16 protein-coding genes are annotated in these 20519 nt (G+C 68.6%); 9 read left to right on the forward strand and 7 right to left on the reverse strand.

Annotated elements, in window-relative coordinates; translation table 11 throughout:
* Positions 1-100 precede the first annotated feature (100 nt).
* Complete coding sequence (locus tag Q9R17_RS12355) at positions 101-796, forward strand: TorF family putative porin (RefSeq protein ID WP_308154916.1); 696 nt, start codon at positions 101-103, stop codon at positions 794-796.
* 194 nt (positions 797-990) lie between these two features.
* Here the strand turns inward: Q9R17_RS12355 and tdh are convergent, their stop codons facing one another.
* Positions 991-2013 carry an L-threonine 3-dehydrogenase gene (tdh, locus tag Q9R17_RS12360; protein ID WP_308154917.1) on the reverse strand — a complete coding sequence of 341 codons (1023 nt, stop codon included), beginning with the start codon at positions 2011-2013 and terminating at the stop codon, positions 991-993.
* A gap of 270 nt (positions 2014-2283) precedes the next feature.
* Between tdh and Q9R17_RS12365 the strand changes: the two genes are divergently transcribed.
* The 7 genes from Q9R17_RS12365 to Q9R17_RS12395 all read left to right on the forward strand — a co-directional run bounded on the left by Q9R17_RS12365 (position 2284) and on the right by Q9R17_RS12395 (position 10883).
* A complete protein-coding gene (locus Q9R17_RS12365; protein ID WP_308154918.1) occupies positions 2284-4446 on the forward strand; it encodes a S46 family peptidase in 2163 nt (720 codons plus the stop codon).
* 261 nt (positions 4447-4707) lie between these two features.
* A complete protein-coding gene (locus Q9R17_RS12370; protein ID WP_308154919.1) occupies positions 4708-5352 on the forward strand; it encodes a histidine phosphatase family protein in 645 nt (214 codons plus the stop codon).
* Positions 5353-5400: 48 nt separating this feature from the next.
* Positions 5401-6672 (forward strand): bifunctional tetrahydrofolate synthase/dihydrofolate synthase, encoded by a 1272-nt coding sequence (gene folC / locus Q9R17_RS12375; RefSeq protein WP_308154920.1) that lies wholly within the window; start codon positions 5401-5403, stop codon positions 6670-6672.
* Between the two features lie 80 nt (positions 6673-6752).
* A complete protein-coding gene (locus Q9R17_RS12380) occupies positions 6753-7751 on the forward strand; it encodes an SPOR domain-containing protein (RefSeq protein WP_308154921.1) in 999 nt (332 codons plus the stop codon).
* A 40-nt stretch (positions 7752-7791) separates the two neighbouring features.
* Positions 7792-8547, forward strand: a complete 756-nt coding sequence (locus Q9R17_RS12385; protein ID WP_308154922.1) for a CvpA family protein — start codon at positions 7792-7794, stop codon at positions 8545-8547.
* A 31-nt stretch (positions 8548-8578) separates the two neighbouring features.
* Complete coding sequence (gene purF / locus Q9R17_RS12390; RefSeq protein ID WP_308154923.1) at positions 8579-10045, forward strand: amidophosphoribosyltransferase; 1467 nt, start codon at positions 8579-8581, stop codon at positions 10043-10045.
* Positions 10046-10058: 13 nt separating this feature from the next.
* Entirely contained in the window at positions 10059-10883 is an 825-nt protein-coding gene (locus tag Q9R17_RS12395; RefSeq protein ID WP_308158338.1) for a ferritin-like domain-containing protein, read from the forward strand.
* Positions 10884-10964: 81 nt separating this feature from the next.
* On the opposite strand, the gene Q9R17_RS12400 is transcribed toward Q9R17_RS12395, so the two are convergent.
* A complete protein-coding gene (locus Q9R17_RS12400; RefSeq protein WP_308154924.1) occupies positions 10965-12443 on the reverse strand; it encodes a DUF2235 domain-containing protein in 1479 nt (492 codons plus the stop codon).
* A gap of 250 nt (positions 12444-12693) precedes the next feature.
* On the opposite strand from Q9R17_RS12400, the gene Q9R17_RS12405 reads away from it, so the two are divergent.
* A complete protein-coding gene (locus Q9R17_RS12405; protein ID WP_308154925.1) occupies positions 12694-13938 on the forward strand; it encodes a M12 family metallo-peptidase in 1245 nt (414 codons plus the stop codon).
* 61 nt (positions 13939-13999) lie between these two features.
* Here Q9R17_RS12405 and lpxH read toward each other — a convergent pair whose 3' ends face one another.
* The 5 genes from lpxH to ppk1 form a co-directional block, all read right to left on the reverse strand.
* On the reverse strand, positions 14000-14746 hold the full coding sequence (lpxH, locus tag Q9R17_RS12410; protein ID WP_308154926.1) for a UDP-2,3-diacylglucosamine diphosphatase: 747 nt from the start codon (positions 14744-14746) through the stop codon (positions 14000-14002).
* Positions 14747-14843: 97 nt separating this feature from the next.
* Positions 14844-15383, reverse strand: a complete 540-nt coding sequence (locus tag Q9R17_RS12415; protein ID WP_308154927.1) for a phosphatase PAP2 family protein — start codon at positions 15381-15383, stop codon at positions 14844-14846.
* The gene (locus tag Q9R17_RS12420; protein ID WP_308154928.1) at positions 15364-16509 is read right to left on the reverse strand and encodes a glycosyltransferase family 1 protein; all 1146 of its coding nucleotides are present in this window, start codon (positions 16507-16509) and stop codon (positions 15364-15366) included. The genes Q9R17_RS12415 and Q9R17_RS12420 overlap by 20 nt, the downstream gene beginning before the upstream one ends.
* A 120-nt stretch (positions 16510-16629) precedes the next feature.
* On the reverse strand, positions 16630-18153 hold the full coding sequence (gene ppx / locus Q9R17_RS12425; protein ID WP_308154929.1) for an exopolyphosphatase: 1524 nt from the start codon (positions 18151-18153) through the stop codon (positions 16630-16632).
* A 278-nt stretch (positions 18154-18431) separates the two neighbouring features.
* Positions 18432-20519: a polyphosphate kinase 1 gene (gene ppk1, locus Q9R17_RS12430; protein ID WP_308154930.1), complete on the reverse strand. Its 2088-nt coding sequence runs from the start codon at positions 20517-20519 to the stop codon at positions 18432-18434.

The raw sequence follows: 20519 nt of genomic DNA on the forward strand, positions 1-20519 counted from the left end.
GCATTGCAATATCAAACAGGTTAAAAAACCGTGAACCGATGCTGACTGCACCGGTTTCGTCCGCCTTGCCCCCGCCGCCACCGCCACCCCGGAGACGACCATGACGCACGCCCGCCGTTGCTGCCTCGCCCTTGCTGCCGCCCTTTCCCTCGCCCCGCTGGCCGCCAGCGCCCAGGACAATGAATCGCCCTACAGCTGGAACATCACCGCTGTGTCCGACTACCTGTTCCGCGGTGTGTCGCAGACCGATGAAGACCCGACCCTGCAGGCCGGCTTCACCTACACCACCCCGGTCGGCCTGTATGCCGGTGTCTGGGGTTCGGGCGTGGACTTCGGCCCGGGTGACCCGAACACCGAGCTGGACTACCTGATCGGCTACGGCGTGGACGTGACCGACAAGGTCAACGTCGACGTGCTGCTCAACCGCTACACCTACCTCGGTGCCAGCCACCAGAACTACAACGAACTGATCACCACCACCACCTTCGCCGAGCGCTACAAGCTGACCGTGGCCTACAGCAACGATGTGTGGAACACCCGCACCGACGGCTGGTACTTCGCCCTGGGCGGCCAGTGGCCGCTGCCGCATGAGTTCAGCCTCAACGCCAACGTCGGCCGCAGCACCTTCGAGAAGGGCGTCGCCAAGGACTACACCGACTGGAACGTCGGCGTCAGCCGCCAGTTCGGCCTGTTCAACGTCGGCCTGGGTTACTACGGCACCGACAGCAATGGCCGCTACAACTCCGGCAAGCTGGCCGACAACCGCGTGATGCTGAGCGTGGGCATCGGCAAGTAACAGTCACCGCACCGTGGGCCGGGTCTGCCTGGCACACAGAACGAGAAAGGCGCCCGATGGGCGCCTTTTTCAATTCCGCAGTATCCATGATCCCGGCTGGGGGAGCGCCCCCTTGCTGTTCAAGGGGGCGCTCCGACGGCGCGGGGACAAGGACGCCTGCGTGGACTGATTCAACGTGGCAACGCCACGATGGATCAGTTCCAGCTCAGCACGACCTTGCCGGCCTTGCCTTCTTCCATCAGGTCGAAGCCCTTCTGGAAGTCGTCGATCGGCAGCTGATGGGTCATCACCTTGCCCAGCGGGAAACCGGACAGCACCAGCTGGGTCATCTTGTACCAGGTCTCGTACATCTTGCGGCCGTAGATGCCCTGCACGGTCAGGCCCTTGAAGATGATCTTGTCCCAGTCGCAGCCGGCGCCCTTGGGCATGATGCCCAGCATGGCGATCTTGCCGCCGTGGTACATGCAGTCGAGCATGTCGTTGAAGGCGCGCGGGTTGCCGCTCATTTCCAGGCCCACGTCGAAGCCCTCCATGTGCAGTTCCTTCATCACGTCCTTCAGCGACTGGTTGGCGACGTTGACCACGCGGGTGGCGCCCATGTCGGCGGCCAGCTTCAGGCGGAAGTCGTTGACGTCGGTCACCACCACGTTGCGCGCACCGATGTGCTTGCAGATGCCGGCGGCGATGATGCCGATCGGGCCTGCGCCGGTGATCAGCACGTCCTCGCCGATGACATTGAATTCCAGCGCGCAGTGCGCGGCGTTGCCGTACGGGTCGAAGAACGCGGCCAGCTCCGACGGGATCTGGTCCGGGATCGGCCACAGGTTGCTGGCCGGCATCACCATGTATTCGGCGAAGGCGCCGTTGACGTTCACGCCGATGCCGACGGTGTTCGGGCACAGGTGCGGGCGGCCGCCACGGCAGTTGCGGCAGTGGCCGCAGACGATGTGGCCTTCGGCCGACACGCGCTGGCCGATCTCGTAGCCGGTCACGGCCGAGCCGAGGGCGGCGATGCGGCCGACGAATTCGTGGCCGATGGTCAGGCCCGGCTTGATCGTGCGCTGGCTCCACTCATCCCACAGGTAGATGTGCAGGTCGGTACCGCAGATGGCGGTCTTCTCGAGCTTGATCAGCACGTCGTTCGGGCCCGGGGTCGGCACCGGGACCTCTTCCAGCCAGATACCCTTGGCCGCTTCACGCTTGACCAGGGCCTTCATCGTTTGCTGCGCCATCGGGGTGGAACTCGTCAGGGGGAAAGCGCGGATTATAGAGCGCCGCGACCGTTTTCCATGTTGCGGTGCGGGTGGATTGGAACGATTGAAACCCGGGCTTGGCGCTGCGTCCGCGGGGCATGGCCCGGCGCTGCCGGGGCGGCAACCGTCCGTTGGCGCGGGGAGGGGGCAGGCCCCGCCCATGACTTCCGGGGTTTCCGGCCGGGGCAGGGGGGCACACTACAATCGACGGTTCCATCCACACAGGGCAGCTCCATGCGCTCGAACCTCCTTGCCTTCTCCGTCGTTGCCAGCCTGGGGCTGGTCCAGGTCGCCCATGCCGCTGAAGGCATGTGGGTGCCGCAGCAGCTGCCGGAAATCGCCGGTCCGCTGCAGAAGGCTGGCCTGAAGCTGTCCCCGCAGCAGCTGGCCGACCTGACCGGCGACCCGATGGGCGCGGTGGTCGCACTCGGCGGCTGCACTGCCAGCTTCGTGTCCCCGCAGGGCCTGGTGGTGACCAACCACCACTGCGCCTACGGTGCCATCCAGCTGAATTCGACCGCCGAGAAGAACCTGATCAAGGACGGCTTCAACGCGCCGGCCCTGAAGGACGAACTGAGCGCCGGCCCGAACGCCCGCGTGTTCGTGCTCGACCAGATCACCGACGTCACCGCCCAGGCCAAGGCCGCGATCGCCGCGGCCGGCAAGGATCCGCTGGCCCGCAGCCGCGCGCTGGATGCCTTCGACAAGGCCCAGGTGGCCGCCTGTGAAGCCGACGCCGGCTTCCGCTGCCGCCTGTACTCGTTCTCCGGCGGCAACACCTACCGCCTGTTCCGCAATCTGGAAATCAAGGACGTGCGCCTGGTCTACGCGCCCCCGGGCAGCGTCGGCAAGTTCGGCGGCGACATCGACAACTGGATGTGGCCGCGCCACACCGGCGACTTCTCCTTCTACCGCGCTTACGTGGGCAAGGATGGCAAGCCGGCCGCGTTCTCGCCGGACAACGTGCCTTACCAGCCCAAGCACTTCCTGAAGTTCGCCGACCAGCCGCTGGGTGCCGACGACTTCGTGATGGTGGCCGGCTACCCGGGCCGCACCAACCGCTATGCACTGGCCGGTGAATTCAACGAAACCGCCAGCTTCACCTACCCGACCATCGCCGCCCATTACAACGCGGTGCTGAAGCTGATCGCCGATGCCGGCAAGGCCGACGCCGACGTCAAGGTGAAGTACGCCGCCACCGCGGCCAGCATGAACAACGTGGCCAAGAACTACCTGGGCCAGCTGGAAGGCTTCAAGCGCATCGATGCGGCCGGCCAGAAGCAGGCCGAGGAAGCCGCCGTGCTGGCCTGGCTGAAGCAGCAGGGCGCCGCCGGCAAGCCGGCCCTGGCCGCGCACGCGCAGCTGCTCAAGCACCTGGACACCAGCAAGGCCACCCGTGAGCGTGACCTGTTCGTCAGCCAGTTCAACAACACCTCGGCGGTGAGTGCGGCCATCGCGCTGTACCGCCTGTCGATCGAGCGCACCAAGCCGGATGCGCAGCGCGAAGCGGGTTACCAGGACCGCGACCTGACCACCATCGAAGGCAGCCTGCGGCAGATGGATCGCCGCTACGTGGCGAAGATGGACCAGCAGCTGCAGACCTACTGGCTGGACCAGTACGTGGCCCTGCCGGCAACGCAGCGTGACAACGCGGTGCTCAACACCTGGCTGGGTGGCAGCGATGCGGCTGCCGTGAAGTCGCTGGTCGGCAAGCTGTCGGGCACCGAACTGGGCAGCCTGGACGCCCGCCTGAAGTGGTTCAAGGCCGACCGCGCCGCCTTCGAGGCCAGCACCGACCCGGCGATCCAGTACGCCGTGGCGGCCATGCCGGCGCTGCTGAAGCAGGAAGAACAGCGCAAGATCCGCGAGGGTGAATCGCTGACCGCGCGCCCGGTGTACCTGCAGGCCGTGGCCGATTACAAGAAGAGCAAGGGCGAGTTCGTCTACCCCGATGCCAACCTGTCGCTGCGCATCACCTTCGGCAACGTCATGGGCTACGGCAAGGACGGCGTGAAGTACACCCCGTTCACCACCCTGGAAGGCGTGGCGGCCAAGGAAACCGGCGAAGACCCGTTCGATTCGCCGAAGGCGCTGCTCGATGCGGTCAAGGCCAAGCGCTACGGCGGCCTGGAAGACAAGCGCATCGGTTCGGTGCCGGTGAACTTCCTGTCCAACCTGGACATCACCGGTGGCAACTCCGGCTCGCCGGTGCTGGACGCGCACGGCAAGCTGGTCGGCCTGGCGTTCGACGGCAACTGGGAATCGGTCAGCTCCAACTGGGTGTTCGACCCGGTGATGACCCGCATGATCGCGGTGGACAGCCGCTACATGCAGTGGATCATGCAGGAAGTGGCGCCGGCGCCGCAGCTGCTGAAGGAACTGAACCTGGCCAAGTAAGGCCGGTGGCCCCGGGGGGACATCCACGCAGGGCGTGGATCTGCTCCCTCGGGCCATGCCCGGCTGGAATCGCCAGGCAATCCGAAACCCCGCGACGTCTGTCGCGGGGTTTTTTCATGGGCGGCACCGGCCGTCCGGCACGCCAGTCATGCATGGGCCGGCACGAGCCGCAGGGCGCGGGGTATCATGGGCTTTCGGCCCGCATTCATCAGGACGATGCATCGGCGCCGGCATTCCTCTCCCCCAGGAACCCCAGTTCGCATGCGCATCCTGCTTGCCCGCCACGGCGAAACCCCGTGGAACGCCGAAGGCCGCTACCAGGGCCAGATCGACATCCCGCTCTCGCCGATCGGTGAAGCCCAGGCCCAGGCTCTGGGTGAACGCCTGGCGTCGGTGGACATCACCCGCGCGGTGGCCTCGCCGCTGTCGCGCGCGCAGCGCACCGCGCAGCTGGCACTGGGCGCCGGTCGTGCCGACACCCTGTTGACCGAGCCGGACCTGCAGGAAATCGCCCACGGTGAGTGGGAAGGCCTGCTGGCCAGCGAAATCAATGAAAAGGATCCCTCGCGCCTGCAGGCCTGGCGCGAGGAACCGGACACCGTGCTGATGCCCGGCGGCGAGTCGCTGCGGCTGGTGCTCGAGCGCAGCTGGCGTGGCCTGGCGCGTGCGGCCGAAGGCCTGGGCGAGCAGGACACCCTGCTGGTGGTCGCCCATGACGCGGTGAACCGGGTGATCCTGTGCAAGGTGCTGGGCCTGCCGATTTCGCGCCTGTGGAGCTTCCGCCAGGCGCCGACCACGCTGAACCTGCTGGAAGGGCCGGACATCGACCACCTGGAAGTGGTGCGCCTGAACGACTGCGCGCACCACACGCCGTTCTTCGGCGAAGCCAAGCACCGCGCCCTCTGATTTCCCGTTTCCCGTACCTGCCGTAACCCCCTGCTGGACACCGCTGCCGTGACGAACACCCCGACCACCCTGGCTGACTGGCTGACCTACATCGAACGCCAGCACCCGGCGACCATCGACATGGGCCTGGACCGCGTACACGCGGTGGCCACCGCCCTGGGCCTGGGGCAGCCTGCGCGCCACACCATCACCGTCGGCGGCACCAACGGCAAGGGCTCCACCGTGGCCTTCATCGAGGCGATCGGCCGGGCTGCCGGCTGGAAGGTCGGCGCCTACACCTCGCCGCACCTGCTGCGCTACAACGAGCGCGTGCGCATCGATGGGCAGGAGGTCGACGATGCCACGCTGGTGGCCGCGTTCCAGGCGGTCGATGCCGCCCGTGGCGAAACCACCCTGACGTACTTCGAATACGGCACCCTGGCCGCGCTGTACCTGTTCGCCCGGGCCGGCCTGGACCTGGCCGTGCTGGAAGTGGGCCTGGGCGGGCGCCTGGATGCGGTGAACATCGTCGATCCGGACGTGGCGGTCATCACCACCGTGGATATCGACCATGCCGAGTGGCTGGGCAACGACCGCGAAGAGATCGGCGCGGAAAAGGCCGGCATCATCCGTGGCTGGAAGCCGGTGATCCTGGGCGAGACCGACCCGCCATCGAGCGTGCTGCGCCGCGCCTACCTGCTGGGCGCCAACGCGATCCGTGGCGGCAGTGATTATTTCTACGAGCCGATCGATGCCCAGCGCTGGCGCTGGCGCGATGTCGGCCTGCGCATGGAACTGCCGGTGCCGGCGCTGGCCGGCCCGATCCAGCTGGCCAATGCCGGTGCGGCCATCGCCGCGCTGCGCGCGCTGGATCGCCCGATGCCGCGTGCGGCCTGGGCGGCCGGCGTGGCCAGCGCCCGCATTGCCGGCCGCATGCAGGCCTTCGAGCGCGAGGGCGTGCAGGTGCGCGTGGACGTGGGCCACAACCCGCAGGCCGCGACCCAGCTGGCGCGTTCGCTGCGCGCCGAAGCCGTGCCCGGCCGCACCCTGGCCGTCTACGCGGCGTTGCAGGACAAGGACGCCGTGGGCGTGGTGCAGGCCCTGCAGGAGGTGGTCGCGCACTGGGCGCTGGCCGGCCTGGAAGGGCCGCGCGCGCAGAACGCTGCCGACCTGGCGCAGCGCCTGGCCGGCACCGATGCCGCCAGCGGCACGCAGTACCCCGATGTCGAGCAGGCGCTGGCCGCCACCCTGGCCCAGGCGCGCCCCGGTGACCGCGTGCTGGTGTTCGGTTCGTTCCATACCGCCGCCGCGGCATTGCAGTGGTTGCAGTCTGCCGGCTGATCGGCGTTCAGCCAGTACCGACGCCGTCCCGTCCCGCGCCCGTATAATCGGGCGCATCTCCAGCCTGCCGCCTGCCTCACGTGGATACCCCTCTGAAACAGCGTCTGATTGGTGCCATCGTCCTGGTGGCATTGGCCGTGATCTTCCTGCCCATGCTGGTCAAGGGGCCTGCCCCGGACAGCGGTGTCGCCAGCGTGCCGATCAAGGCCCCGCAGGCGCCGTCCGAGGGCGACTTCGAAACCCGTGAACTGCCGCTGCTCGCTCCGGCGGGTGGGGCCACCGGCCTGCAGAGCGGGCAGGCCGCCCCGATCAAGGAAACCGCGCCGGCCACGCCGCCGACCGTGGATACCTCGCCGGCGGTGGCTGCCGGCAACTACGCGGTCACCTTTGGCGCCTACGGCAGCCAGGCCGACGCCGATGCGGTCATCGCCTACCTGAAGCGCTCGCAGCTGCCGGGCTTCACCGAAACGGCCACCATCAACGGCCGCCCGGCATGGCGCGTGCGCGTCGGCCCCTATGCCGACCGCGCCCAGGCCGAGGCCGCGCGCCTGCAGGCGGTGAAGGTGCGCGCCGACGTGAAGGCCGAAGTCATCACCCTGGATGCGGCACCGGCTGCCCCCGCGGCGGCCGCGTCGTCAACCGCCGCGGCCGCCGTCGCCAACCCGGTGCACAGCGAAGCGCTGCCGACCGTGACCCCGGCCAGCAAGCCGGAGCCCAAGCCCGAAGCGCCGAAGCCGGCGGCCAAGCCCGACCCGAAGCCCGAAGCGCCCAAGCCGGCCGCCAAGCCGGAAACGAAACCGGAGGCCAAGCCGGCCACCGCCCCGGCCGCCCCGGCCGCCAGTGGCACCGGCTTTGCCGTGCAGCTGGGCGCCTTTGGCCAGGCCAGCGACGCCGATGCCCTGCGCGACAAGGTTCGTGGCGCCGGTTTCAGTGCCTTCGTCGAACAGGTCCGCACCGAAAAGGGCACGCTGCACCGCGTCCGTGTCGGGCCGGTGGCGACCCGTGCCGAGGCCGAGCAGCTGAAGGCACAGGTGGCGGGCAAGGTCGGCGTCGCCGGCATGGTGCGCCCGCACCCGTGATGGCGCCCGCGCGCCGCTGCGGCAGGATGGAGCGGGGCGCGTGATCGATCTCGTGCTGGGTGTGCTGATCGGCACGTCCGTGCTGTTCGGCTTCTTCCGCGGCTTCATCGGTACCGTTGTCGGGCTGCTGGCCTGGCTGGTGGCCGGCTGGGCGGCGCTCACCTTCGGCGAACCGGCCGCACGGGCCTGGGCGGCACCGGAGCTGCCCGGCAGCGGGCATTACCTGGCCGGTTACCTGGGCGTGTTCGTGCTGGTGCTGGTGGCGGTCAGCCTGCTCGGCCTGCTGCTCAAGGCGCTGGCCAAGCTGGCCCTGCTGGGAGGCGTGGACCGCCTGCTGGGCGGGGCGCTGGGCCTGGTGCGCGGGGTGTTCATCGCCTGCGTGCTGCTGGTGCTGGGCGGGTACACCGCGTTGCCGGGCGAGCCGGCCTGGCAGCAGTCCCAGCTGCGGCCGCTGCTGCAGCCCGCCGTGGGCTGGATGCAGGCCCAGTTGCCGCACCTGGAAGGCGTGCTGCCGCAGGCGGTGCCGCTGGATGGCCTGCTGCCGCAGGCGTTGCCCTTGCCCTTGGACGAAAATGCCCCATCTGCGATGCAGGAGTTGGGCAAGCCGGCGGCGACAGGCGATAATGGCGTCCTCAGTACGGTAGTGGCGGGCGGCAGATGGCTGCGGTCCGCGGCGCAGGAGCCCGGTGCGGCGTCCCCACTGCCCAGCAACATCGAGCCGGCGCCGGAGCGTCCGGCGCAGCCGGCTCCGGAACGGAGTGGCACCCCCGGCCAGGCACGGCCCTCTTCCCTGTAGATGGGCGCACGCCCAGCGGAGACCTCGCATCATGTGTGGCATCGTCGGAATCGTCGGCAACCAGAACGTCGCCGGGCAGCTCTATGACGGTTTGACCGTCCTCCAGCATCGTGGGCAGGACGCGGCCGGCATCGCCACCGCCGATGGCACCCGGTTGCGCGTGCAGAAGGCCACCGGCCTGGTCCGCGACGTGTTCGATGCGCGCACCATGTCCACGCTGGAAGGCCGGGTCGGCATCGCCCATGTGCGTTACCCGACCGCCGGTTCGGAAGGCATGGACGAGGCACAGCCGTTCTATGTCAATTCGCCGTACGGCATCGCGCTGGCCCACAACGGCAACCTGATCAACACCGAAACCCTGCGCCAGCAGGTGTTCGAGCAGGACCGGCGCAACATCAACACCGATTCGGACAGCGAAGTGCTGCTGAACGTGTTCGCCTTTGAACTGGATGCGCAGCGCCAGCTGACGCCGGAAGCGGCCATCCGTGCGGTCTCGCACGTGCACCGCCGCTGCAAGGGCGGCTACGCGGTGGTCAGCGTGGTGCTGGGCCTGGGCCTGGTGGCCTTCCGCGATCCGCATGGCATCCGCCCGCTGGTGCTGGGCAAGCGCAGCCACGCCGAAGGCGATGAGTACATCGTCGCCTCCGAATCGTCCGCACTGGACGTGCTGGGCTTCCAGCGCGTGCGCGACGTGCAGCCGGGCGAGGCACTGGTCATCACCGCGCGCGGCGAGCTGTTCTCGGAAATCTGTGCCGAGCCGGCCGAGCACACCCCGTGCATCTTCGAGTACGTGTACTTCGCGCGCCCGGATTCGATGATCGACAACGTGTCGGTGCACAAGGCGCGCATGCGCATGGGCATCAAGCTGGGCGAGAAGATCCTGCGCCTGCGCCCGGACCACGACATCGACACCATCATTCCGATCCCGGACACCTCGCGCGATGCCGCGCTGGAAATCTCCAACGTGCTGGGCGTGAAATACCGCGAAGGCTTCATCAAGAACCGCTACATCGGCCGTACCTTCATCATGCCGGGGCAGGGGGAGCGGGTGAAGTCGGTGCGCCGCAAGCTCAACCCGATCCACCTGGAGTTCCGCAACCGCGTGGTGCTGCTGGTGGACGACTCGATCGTGCGCGGCACCACCAGCCAGCAGATCGTGCAGATGGCCCGTGATGCGGGCGCGCGCAAGGTCTACCTGGCCAGCGCCGCGCCGCCGGTGCGCTATCCGAACATCTATGGCATCGACATGCCGGCGGCCGAGGAACTGGTCGCGCACAACCGCAGCGTCGAAGAGATCGAAGCCCACCTGGGCTGCGACTGGCTGATCTACCAGGACATCGAGGACATGGAAGCGGCGGTGCGCGAGGGCAACCCGGCGCTGCAGCACTTCGATTCGTCCTGCTTCAACGGCCATTACCCGACCGGCATCGAGCCGGGGTACTTCGAGCGCATCCAGCAGCTGCGTTCGGACGATGCCAAGCACAAGCGCCGCGCCTGAGGGCACGGCGGTGGTGGAAGCCGTGCCGGATGTCGGCGGGGACCTGCTGCGCGCCGCGCAGCAGTGCCTGGCCGAGGCCGATCCGCTGCGCAAGGTCGCGCTGACCCAGGCCTACGCCGCGGCGTTCCGCGCCGGTCGCCTGAAGGTGCCAGCCGATGCGCCGCCGGCTGAGCCGATCCGCATGCCGGGGCGGCCGCCGCAGCTGCAGCTGGTACACCCGCGCGAGGTGCCGCGGCGCAAGCTGGGCAGTGTGGCCGGGCGGGCGGGTTTCATCCATGCCATCGCCCATATCGAACTCAATGCCATCGACCTGGCCTGGGATGCGGTCTACCGTTTCCGCGGCCTGCCGGCGGCGTTCCTGGCCGACTGGGTCAGCTGTGCCGATGACGAATCGCGGCACTTCCTGATGCTGCGCCAGCGGCTGCTCGCGCACGGCCATGACTATGCGGATTTCCCCGCCCACAACGGCCTGTGGGAAATGTGCGAGAAGACCGCGCACGATGGCCTGGCGCGCATGGCGCTGGTGCCGCGCGTGCTGGAAGCGCGGGGCCTGGACGTGACCCCGGGCCTGATCGACAAGCTGCGTGGTTGCGGCGATGACGAAACCGCCGACGTGCTGGAGGTCATCCTGCGCGAGGAAGTGGCGCACGTGGCGGCCGGCTCGCGCTGGTACCGCTGGTACTGCGAACGTGCCGGGGTCGAGCCCCGCGCGCGCTTCAAGGCACTGCTGGCTGAATATGCCGGCGGCTACCTGCATGGACCGTTCAACCTGGAAGCACGCCTGCTGGCAGGCTTCGACATGGACGAACTGGCCAACCTGGTCGAGCAGGCCGGCTGACCGGCGCCGGCAGGTCCGCATCCACGCATGGCGTGGATCTACCGGTGGCGGCAGCAGCGCCACGTCCTGCGTGGATGGACATCACCCGTTCGGCAGCACCACCCGCCTGCCATCCACGGTGGGGCGATTGACATAGAACAGGCCCGGCCCCGGCCGGTAGGGCAGTTCGCGGACACCCGCATCGGCGGCATAGGCCAGTGCCGTGTCACCCAGCGCATCGAAGTTCCAGTGTGCCGACTGCATCAGGTAACGGCGCCGCAGCAGCGCCTCCTGGGGGCTGGTGAGCGGCTGGCCGGCCAGCAGGCGGCGCGCGATCGGCTGCAGTGCGGCGGGCAGGGCCCATTCCGGAACCGCGGCCGCGTCGCCGGTCCAGTGCACGCCGGCGGCGGCCGCGCGTTGCTGCATCAACTGCAGTGCGATGAACTGGTAGCGCCAGTCGATCTGGCGCTTCAGCACCACGGCGGCTGACACATGCAGCACCGGTGCCATCTGCACGCTGCGGCTGCCGGCCCTGCGCTGCTGCTGCCACTGGTGCCAGGCGTCCACCCACACTTCCTGCTCGCCCAATCCAAGCTGTTCGCGCCAGCGCAGCGCTTCGGCCTGCGCGCTGGCATAGGGGGCACTGGCCTGCAGCAGCGACCAGGGGGGCACGCTGTAGTCGGCGATGCCCGGCGAGCGCAGCGCGGCGCGTACGGGTCGGGTGAGCAGCTTCGGGCCTTCCACGGTCTGGTCATAGCCGCCACCGATGTTGGCGTGCACGCCGGGCAGGGCGATCTGCTCGTGTTCGGGGGCAACCGAGGTCAGGGCGAAATGCTCGCGGTGCTCATCGCGGGCGACCAGCTGCAGCACCTTGCCGGCCACGCCGCTGGGCAGGGCGATGCGCGGCTGCTCGTCCGCGCGCCCCCCGCTGACCGCCACCACGGTGTCGAACAGCCCGATGAAGCGCACCACCGGCGTGGCCGGTGCGAAGGCCGCATCCAGAGCCAGCCCGGCCCCGGCCAGCAGCGCCTTCCACTGCGCGCCCGTCCAGCCCTGCAGCTGGTGGGCGGCATCACGCGCGGCAGCACCGCCGCGGGAATAGCCGAACACATCCAGCTGGACCGCCTGCAGCGGCATCGGCCCGCGTGCGGCCAGGGCGCGCAGGGCCGCAGGCAGCAGCGCGTGCAGGCCGCGCTCGACCTTGGCCCGCACACCGGTGCTGCCTACACCGAAGGCCAGTCCGATCAGGTCGTCATCGGCGCCATCGCGCGTGCCGACGCCTTCCACATAGATCGACAGGGACGGTGCACCGTTCCATCCGATCCGGCTGTCCGGATACAGCGACTGCAGCCGTGCCAGGTTGGTCAGGCCGTTGTCACGGCTGCTGGTCAGGCGGCTCTGGTAGGTGGAGTCATCGTCCGCGCGCAGCATCGGCGGCCGTGGCCGGGGGGCATCGGCGGGGCCGGGCAATGCCAGGTTGTGTGCATTGTTGCGGGTGCCGTCGAAGAACAGGCCGATGCAAAGCGTACCGTCGGGCGTCCTTTCCCCGCCTGCTGCCTTCCCTGTGTCCGCTGCCGCCATGCTGTGCCCCCGGGTCATCGCGCGCCTACGTTAGCGCGGAACGCGGCGTGGACGTGATGTCGAGCCTGTGTGCATGCCAGGTGAGGCCGACACCGGTAGTACACGTGAAGGTAAATGAGATCGATCACAGTTCCTGATTCTCATTCGTTTCCTCTATTGAATTCACAGCGTGGGTGCAGGCCATATGGCCGGGCCCGGCAGCGGGCAGTGTGCATCAACCGCGGTTCCCTCTTTCATGGAGCGATCAACGATGTCCAGATTTACGGGTTACAGCGTGTGTGGGGTGCTGTTGGGAATGTCCCTGGCGAGCGTGGCCGGTGCCGCGCCGCTGTTCGAACCGGTGACCGTGGTCAGCCGTGCGGCGGCGGTCAGCGAGCCTGCGCTGACGCGGCTGCTGTCAACGCCTTCCAGTGCGACCGTGCAGGAGGTGCGCGTGGATGCGGCGGCAGTGGCGCAGCCGCGCCTGGAGTTCGAACTGCTCGGCACTCCGGTACAGGCGCTGCGCACGCGCAGCGAAGCACTGCCCGACGGTGGCAGCATCTGGTACGGCCAGCTGCGTGGCGGGGCCGATGCGCGGCTGGACCGGCCCGGTGCCAATGATCCGGGCAATTCGGTCATCCTGGTCCGCGCCGGCGATACCCTCACCGGTTCCATCCGCAAGGACGGCAAGCTGTACCGGCTTCGCCCGCTGGGCGACCGCCATGTACTGGTGGAAGTGGACGAGTCGCGCATGCCCGCCGACCATCCGGCCGACTACAACCAGCTGCCGCGCATCGACATGCCGGCCAGCGACGCCATCGGCATTGCGCAGGCATCGTCGGGGACCCCGGCGACCATCCGCGTGCTGGTGGTGGCCACCAATGCCGCCGTGGCCGCCTATGGCGGCAACATGCAGTCGCTGGTGCAGCTGGCGGTGGCTGAGTCCAACCAGGGCTACACCAACAGCAACGTGGGCCTGACCCTGCAACTGGCCGGCTATGAAACCACCAGCTATACCGAGTCGGGCAATTTCACCACCGACCTGACCCGGTTCCGCAACACCAGCGATGGCTTCATGGACAGCATCCACACCAGCCGCAACACCACGGCGGCCGACGTGGGCGTGCTGCTGATCAACAATTCCAGCTACTGCGGCCTGGCCTCGGGCATCGGTTCCACCGCGGCGACGGCCTTCGCGGCCGTGTACTGGGACTGCGCGACCGGCTACTACTCCTTCGCCCATGAGATCGGCCACCTGCAGAGCGCGCGGCACGATATCGCCACCGACTCGAGCACCTCGCCGTATCCCTATGGCCATGGCTACCGCTACGAGCCAGCCACCGGTACCGGCTGGCGCACCATCATGGCCTACAACTGCACCCGCAGCTGCCCGCGGTTGAACTACTGGTCCAACCCCAACATCAGCTACAACGGCATCCCGATGGGCAACGCCAGCACGGCCGACAACCAGCGCGTGCTGGTCAACACCAAGCACACGATCGCCGCGTTCCGTTGATCGCAGGACTGTTCCATGGCCGCCGCCAGGCGGCCATGGGGCAGGTTGCGTTACGCAGAATTCACCCCTGCGGCAGGCTGTCCAGCGACCAGCCCTGCGCGGTGACGCGCAGTACCGAGCCCTGCTCGTACCAGTCGCCCAGCACGATGCGGGTACAGGGGCGGCCACCGGCCTGCAGGCTGTGGATGGCCGGGCGGTGGGTGTGGCCGTGGATCATGGTGTCCACGCCGTGGCGCACGAAGGTCGCTTCGACGTCGGCCGGGGCCACGTCGGTGACGGTTTCGAACTGGGCGCGATCGCCCTGCTTCATTTCCGACTGGCGCGACTGGCTGGCTTCGCGTGCCTTCTGTGCGAAGGCGATGCGTGCAGCCAGCGGCTGCGACAGGAACTGCGCCTGGAACGCCGGATCGCGGGTCTGGGCGCGGAACTGCTGGTAAGGGATGTCATCGGTGCACAACAGGTCGCCGTGCTGCAGCAGCACCGGCGTGCCATACAGGTCGATCACGCTGGGGTCGGGCAGGATGCGCATGCCGGCGCGGCGCGCATAGTCCTCGCCCAGCAGGAAGTCGCGGTTGCCGCGGATGAAGTACACGGGCACACCGCCATCGCTGACGGCCTTGAGGGCCTCGGCCACCGCATCGGCGGCGGCTGACGGCGTGTCGTCGCCGATCCAGGCTTCGAACAGATCGCCCAGGATGTACAGCGCATCGGCCGACGGCGCCTCGCGGCGCAGGAAGTCGATGAACAGGTCTGTGATGGCCGGACGGCTGGGGTCCAGGTGCAGGTCGGAAATGAACAGCGTGGTCATGCTGGCATTCTAGGGCATCGCTCCACCGGGTGAGGGTGACGGGGCGGTCGGGCCCGGTGTCCGGCAGCGCCAGGTCATGCCCGGCGGCGCAGGCGCATCAGACCGGCAGCGGCAGCCAGGCCAGGCTGGCCGATGCCAGCAGCACGGCGATGCCGGTAGCGGCCAGCACGTCGCTGGGGTAGTGCAGGCCCAGTACCACGCGCGAGGCGGCCACGCCCAGGGTGAAGGGCACCAGCAGCGGCGCCAGCAACGGGTAGTAGGCCAGCGCGACAATGGTGAAGGACACCGCATGCAGGGTGTGCCCGGAGGGGAAGCTGAACTCGTCCAGCGGGGCCACCCAGGCGCGGATGCGCAGGTCGGCCTTGTAGGGGCGGGGGCGCCGGGTCCAGCGCTTGAGCCCCTTGTACAGCAGCAGTGCGGCCAGCCCGGTGGCGGCCATGTGCAGCGACGCCCGCAGGCCATCGAAGCCATCGGCCAGCACCAGCGCGCCCATCAGGGCATACCAGAACACGCCATCGCCCAGCCGGCTGATGATGGAAAACCCGCGTCGGATGGGACGCCGCCGGCAGTAGTGGTTGGCGCGGCGGCACAGGCGTGCTTCACGCCCGGCCAGCAGTTCAAGCGGCGTGGTGCGCATGTCCGGTCCTCCGTGCCAGGGCCAGTTCGGCCAGCAATGCATCGAATTCGGCCACCACCTGCTGTGGGTGCAGGCGTTTCATCGCCGTTGCCGCGCTGCCTGCCAGACGGCGGCGCAGGTCGTCATCGGTGGCCAGCTGCACCGCCGCTTCGACGAACTGTTCGTCGGTCTCCACGGCCATGCCGTTGTCGCCGCTGCGCAGGTATTCGCGGGCGGCACCATAGTCGAAGGCGATCGTGGCCACACCGCTGGCCATGCTTTCCAGCGTCACGTTGCCGAAGGTTTCGCTGCGGCTGGAGAACAGGAACAGGTCGCCGCTGGCGAAATGGCGGGCCAGTGCATCGCCGCGCTGGATGCCACAGAAAATGAAGTCAGGATTGTCGTGGGCCAGCTTCTCGCGCGCCGGGCCATCGCCGACGAACACGAAGCGCGCCTTCGGCCGCAGCTGCTGCAGCCGCCGGAAGGCCTTCACGGCCAGACCCAGGTTCTTTTCGGCCGCGATCCGGCCGACGTAGATCGCTGCCAGACCGTTGCCGTCGATACCCCATTCTTCCCGCAGCACGGGGTCGCGACGGCTGGGCTCGAACTGCTGGCTGTCCACGGCGCGGGCCAGCAGGCGCACGCGCTCGAACCCCTGCTGGGTCAAAAACTGCTGCAGTTCGCGGGTGGGCACCAGGGTCGCATCGGCCTGGTTGTGGAAGCGGCGCATCCAGCGCATGGCCGCAGCCTGCAGCCAGGCCACGCCGTAGTCGGGCAGGTACTCGTCAAAGCGGGTGTGGAAGCCGGTGGCCACCGGGATGCCCAGCCGGCGCGCGGTACGCAGCGCCGACCAGCCCAGCGGGCCTTCGGTGGCGATGTACAGCGCATCCGGGCGCTGCTGCTGCCAGTGCCGGCCCAGGCGGATCGGTGCGGGCAGGCCGAAGCGCAGGCCGGGGTAGCGGGGCAGGGCCGCACCGGGCACCAGCAGCGTACCGGGCACGCCCTCCAGCGCTTCGCCGGCCTGGCGTGGGCGTACCAGGTCCACGTCATGGCCGGCCGCACGCAGGCCCTGTTCCAGGCCCTGCACGGTCAGGGCCACGCCGTTCACTTCCGGCGGGTAGGTCTCGGTGACGATGGCGTAGCGCATGGCGGGCCTCCGGTTTTACGGCATGCTCGGGCCCCGCGATGTAGTGGTTATGACCGGTTTGTGGCGGCGGGATGACGCCGCCTGCGCCGGCCGGCGGCCCCTGCGCGGGGCACGCCCGGGTCAGGCCACGAAGGGCCGGAACTGGATGCCCAGCCCGGCCATGCCTTCGGTCTCGCCGATCAGGTCCGCACGCAGCAGCGGCCGTGCGTCGATGAAGGCCTGCGGCACGATCAATGACAGGCGCGTGTCATCGGCGGTCAGTTCCAGTGCCGGCAGCGGCGCATCTTCATGCGCGCGGTTGAGCAGCACCGCCAGGCGCAGCAGGGTGGCCAGCCGCCGGGCCGGCAGCAGCAGGCGTTCGGGAAGGGCGTCGAAGGCCGTCTTGGGCACATTGCGGCGGTGGGTACGCACCAGCGCCGCCAGCATCTGCTGCTCCTGCCGCGAGAAACCGGCGATGTCCGAATTTTCCAGCACATAGCTGCCGTGCACGTGGTAGCCGCTGTGGGCGATCATCAGCCCCAGTTCGTGCAGGCGCGCGGCCCAGCCCAGCATGCGGGTATCGTCGGCATCCAGCTGCCACGCCTCCTGGACCTGTTCCAGCAGCAGCAGCGCAGTGTCGTGCACCCGCGCGGACTGCACCAGGTCGATACCGTAGCGCTGGCACAGGGCCGCCACCGATTCATCACGCAGGTCGTTCTCGGCGGCGCGGCCGAGGATGTCGTACAGGATGCCTTCGCGCATGGCGGCCTTGCTGACCAGCAGTTTTTCCAGGCCCAGGGCCTGGAACGCGGCTTCCAGCACCAGGATGCCGCCGGCGATGATCGGCCGCCGTTCGCTGGACAGGCCGGGCAGCACGATATCGTCGATCTTCTTGGCCTTGAGCAGTTCATCGCGCAGGACCGGCAGGGCCTGCGCGGTGATCGCGCCCTTGCTCAGCTTCATGGTCGCGCAGATTTCGCTGATGGCCTTGTGCGTGCCTGACGATCCCAGCGCTTCCTGCCAGCCCAGGGCGCGGTACTTGTTGGCGAAGGGCTGGAACTCGCGGCCGATCTCGGCCAGCGCATCCTTCCAGCGCTTGCGGCTGAGCTTGCCGCCGGGGAAGAAGCGGCGCGTGCTGGCGATGCAGCCGGCCTGCAGGCTTTCCCGTTCCAGGGTCTGCATGCCCATGCCGATGATGAATTCGGTGGAGCCGCCGCCGATGTCGATCACCAGCCGCCGCTGCCCGGGCTTGGGGGGCTGTGCATGGGCCACGCCCAGGTAGATCAGGCGCGCCTCTTCACGGCCGCTGACCACTTCGATGGCATGGCCCAGCGCGGTTTCCGCGGGCACCAGGAACGACTGCGGCGAGCGCAGCTGGCGCACGGTGTTGGTGGCCAGGGCGCGTACCCGGTAGCCGGGAATGCCGCGCAGGCGCTGGCCGAAGCGGGCCAGGCATTCCAGCGCGCGCTGCCGTGCGGCAGCCGACAGCCCACCCTTGCCGTCCAGTCCATCGGCCATGCGCACGGTTTCCCGCAGGCGGTCCACCACCCGCAACTGGCCCAGGGTGTAGCGGGCGATGACCATGTGGAAGCTGTTGGAGCCAAGATCGATGGCGGCCAGCAGGTCGCCATCCTGCAATGCGGGCGGTGTGGTGGTGTGCGGCATGGGCGAATGTTAGCCGAAGGCCGGGTCGCGGCGTCACCGCGCGGCCTTCACATCAGGGAAGAGGGGAGTGCGGCAGGGCTGCGCCCTGCACCTGCCGAAGCAACGGCAACGGCAAAAGCGGGCTACCCGTGGGATGGCGGGGTGGGTCCGGCGTACCCACCCCGCCTTCGACAGGCTCACGCGGCTGTTCTGGTAGGTGTCGGCCTTGGTCGACACGGTAGATCCACGCCATGCGTGGATGAATCCCAACGTGCCGACCAAGATCGGCCCCTACCGGGTCAGAGCCCCTGCATCAACGCCATCTGTGCCGAATGCGGCGCTTCATCGCGGGCGGGGGCACGCTTGTGGTACACGCCCTCGGCGTCCAGCTCCCAGGCGTTGAGGTTGTCGTCCAGGTAGTTCTGCAGCACCTCGCGGTACACGCGCTTGGCCAGCGACGGGTCCAGGATCGGGAAGCAGGTTTCCACCCGGCGCAGCAGATTGCGTTCCAGCCAGTCGGCGCTGGCGCAGTACAGTTCCGGCGCGCCGTCGTTGCCGAACCAGTACACGCGGCTGTGTTCCAGGAAGCGGCCGACGATCGAGCGCACGCGGATGGTGTCCGACACCCCGGGCACGCCCGGGCGCAGCGTGCAGGCGCCGCGGATGATCAGGTCGATCTGCACGCCGGCCTGCGAGGCGGCATACAGCGCGCGCACCACCTGCGGCTCGTTGAGGGCATTCATCTTGGCGATGATGCGGCCCGGCCGGCCGGCGGCGGCGATGGCCGTCTCGCGTTCGATGCGGGCCAGGATGCCGGTGTGCAGGGTGAAGGGCGACTGCAGCAGGCGCTTGAGCTTCATCTTCGAGGCCAGGCCCGACAGCTGCTGGAACAGCAGGTGCACATCGTTGCCGATGTCCGCATCGGCGGTGATCAGGCTCAGGTCGGTGTACGCGCGGGCAGTGCCGCTGTGGTAATTGCCGGTGCCCAGGTGCACGTAACGGCGCAGCTTGCGGCCTTCGCGGCGCACGATCAGCAGCATCTTGGCGTGGGTCTTGTAGCCCACCACGCCATACACCACCTGCACGCCGGCTTCCTGCAGGCGGTCGGCCAGGCCCAGGTTGGCTTCCTCATCGAAGCGCGCGCGCAGCTCCACCACCACCGTCACGTCCTTGCCGTTGCGCGCGGCCTGGATCAGCGCATCGACGATCAGCGAATCCTTGCCCGTGCGGTACAGGGTCTGCTTGATCGCCAGCACGTGCGGGTCCACGGCGGCCTGCTTGATCAGGTCCAGCACGGCGGTGAAGGCGTCGAAGGGGTGGTGCAGCAGCAGGTCCTGGCGGGCGGCGATCTCGAAGATGCCGTCGCTGTCGCGCAGGGTGCGCGGGTTCATCGGCGGGTACTTCAGGTCCGGCTGCGCGATCAGGTCGTACAGCTGGATGATGCGGTTGAGGTTGACCGGGCCATCGATGCGGTACACCGCGTTTTCGGTCAGGCCGAAGTTCTGCAGCAGCGTGCGCAGGATCTCGCGCGGCATGTCATGGGCGATCTCCAGCCGGACCGCGGGGCGGTAGCCGCGGTCCACCAGTTCATCACGCAGTGCCAGCGCCAGGTTTTCCACTTCCTCCTCGTCCACCACCAGTTCCGAATTGCGGGTGACGCGGAACTGGTAGGCCCCCTGGACTTCCATGCCGGGGAACAGTTCGCCGACGAAGGTGGACAGCACCGAGGACAGGAACACGAAGTTCTGCGGGCCCCCCAGCGATTCGGGCAGCTGGATGATGCGGGGCAGCGAGCGCGGCGCGCGCACGATGGCCAGGTGGCCGGCACGGCCGAACGCATCGGTGCCCTTGAGCACCACCACGATGTTCAGCGATTTGTTGAGGATCTTCGGGAACGGATGCGCCGGGTCCAGGCCCAGCGGCGACAGCACCGGCATGATCTCGTTGCGGAAATAGGCGCGCAGCCAGCGCTTCTGGCGGGCATTCCACGAATCACGGCCGAGCACGCCGATGCCGGCGTCCATCAGCGCCGGGCGCAGCGTCTGGTTCCAGCAGCGGTACTGCTGGTCCACCAGTTCGGCAGCACGTTCGTGGATGGCGGCGAGGATCGCCTGCGGCCCCATGCCGTCCGGGGCCGGTGGCAGCCCGAACTCCTGCGCATGGCGCACGGCAGCGGCGCGGATCTCGAAGAACTCGTCCAGGTTGGTGCAGGAAATGCACATGAAGCGCAGGCGCTCCAGCAGCGGTACCTGCGGGTCCATCGCCTGGGCCAGCACGCGGAAGTTGAAATCCAGCTGGGACAGTTCGCGGTTGATGTACAGCGCCGGATCACGCAGTGGATCGGTTTCCGGGCTCACGGGGACGGGGACGGATCCAAGGCTGCTCAT

Source organism: Stenotrophomonas sp. 24(2023) (assembly GCF_030913365.1).
GTDB lineage: Bacteria > Pseudomonadota > Gammaproteobacteria > Xanthomonadales > Xanthomonadaceae > Stenotrophomonas.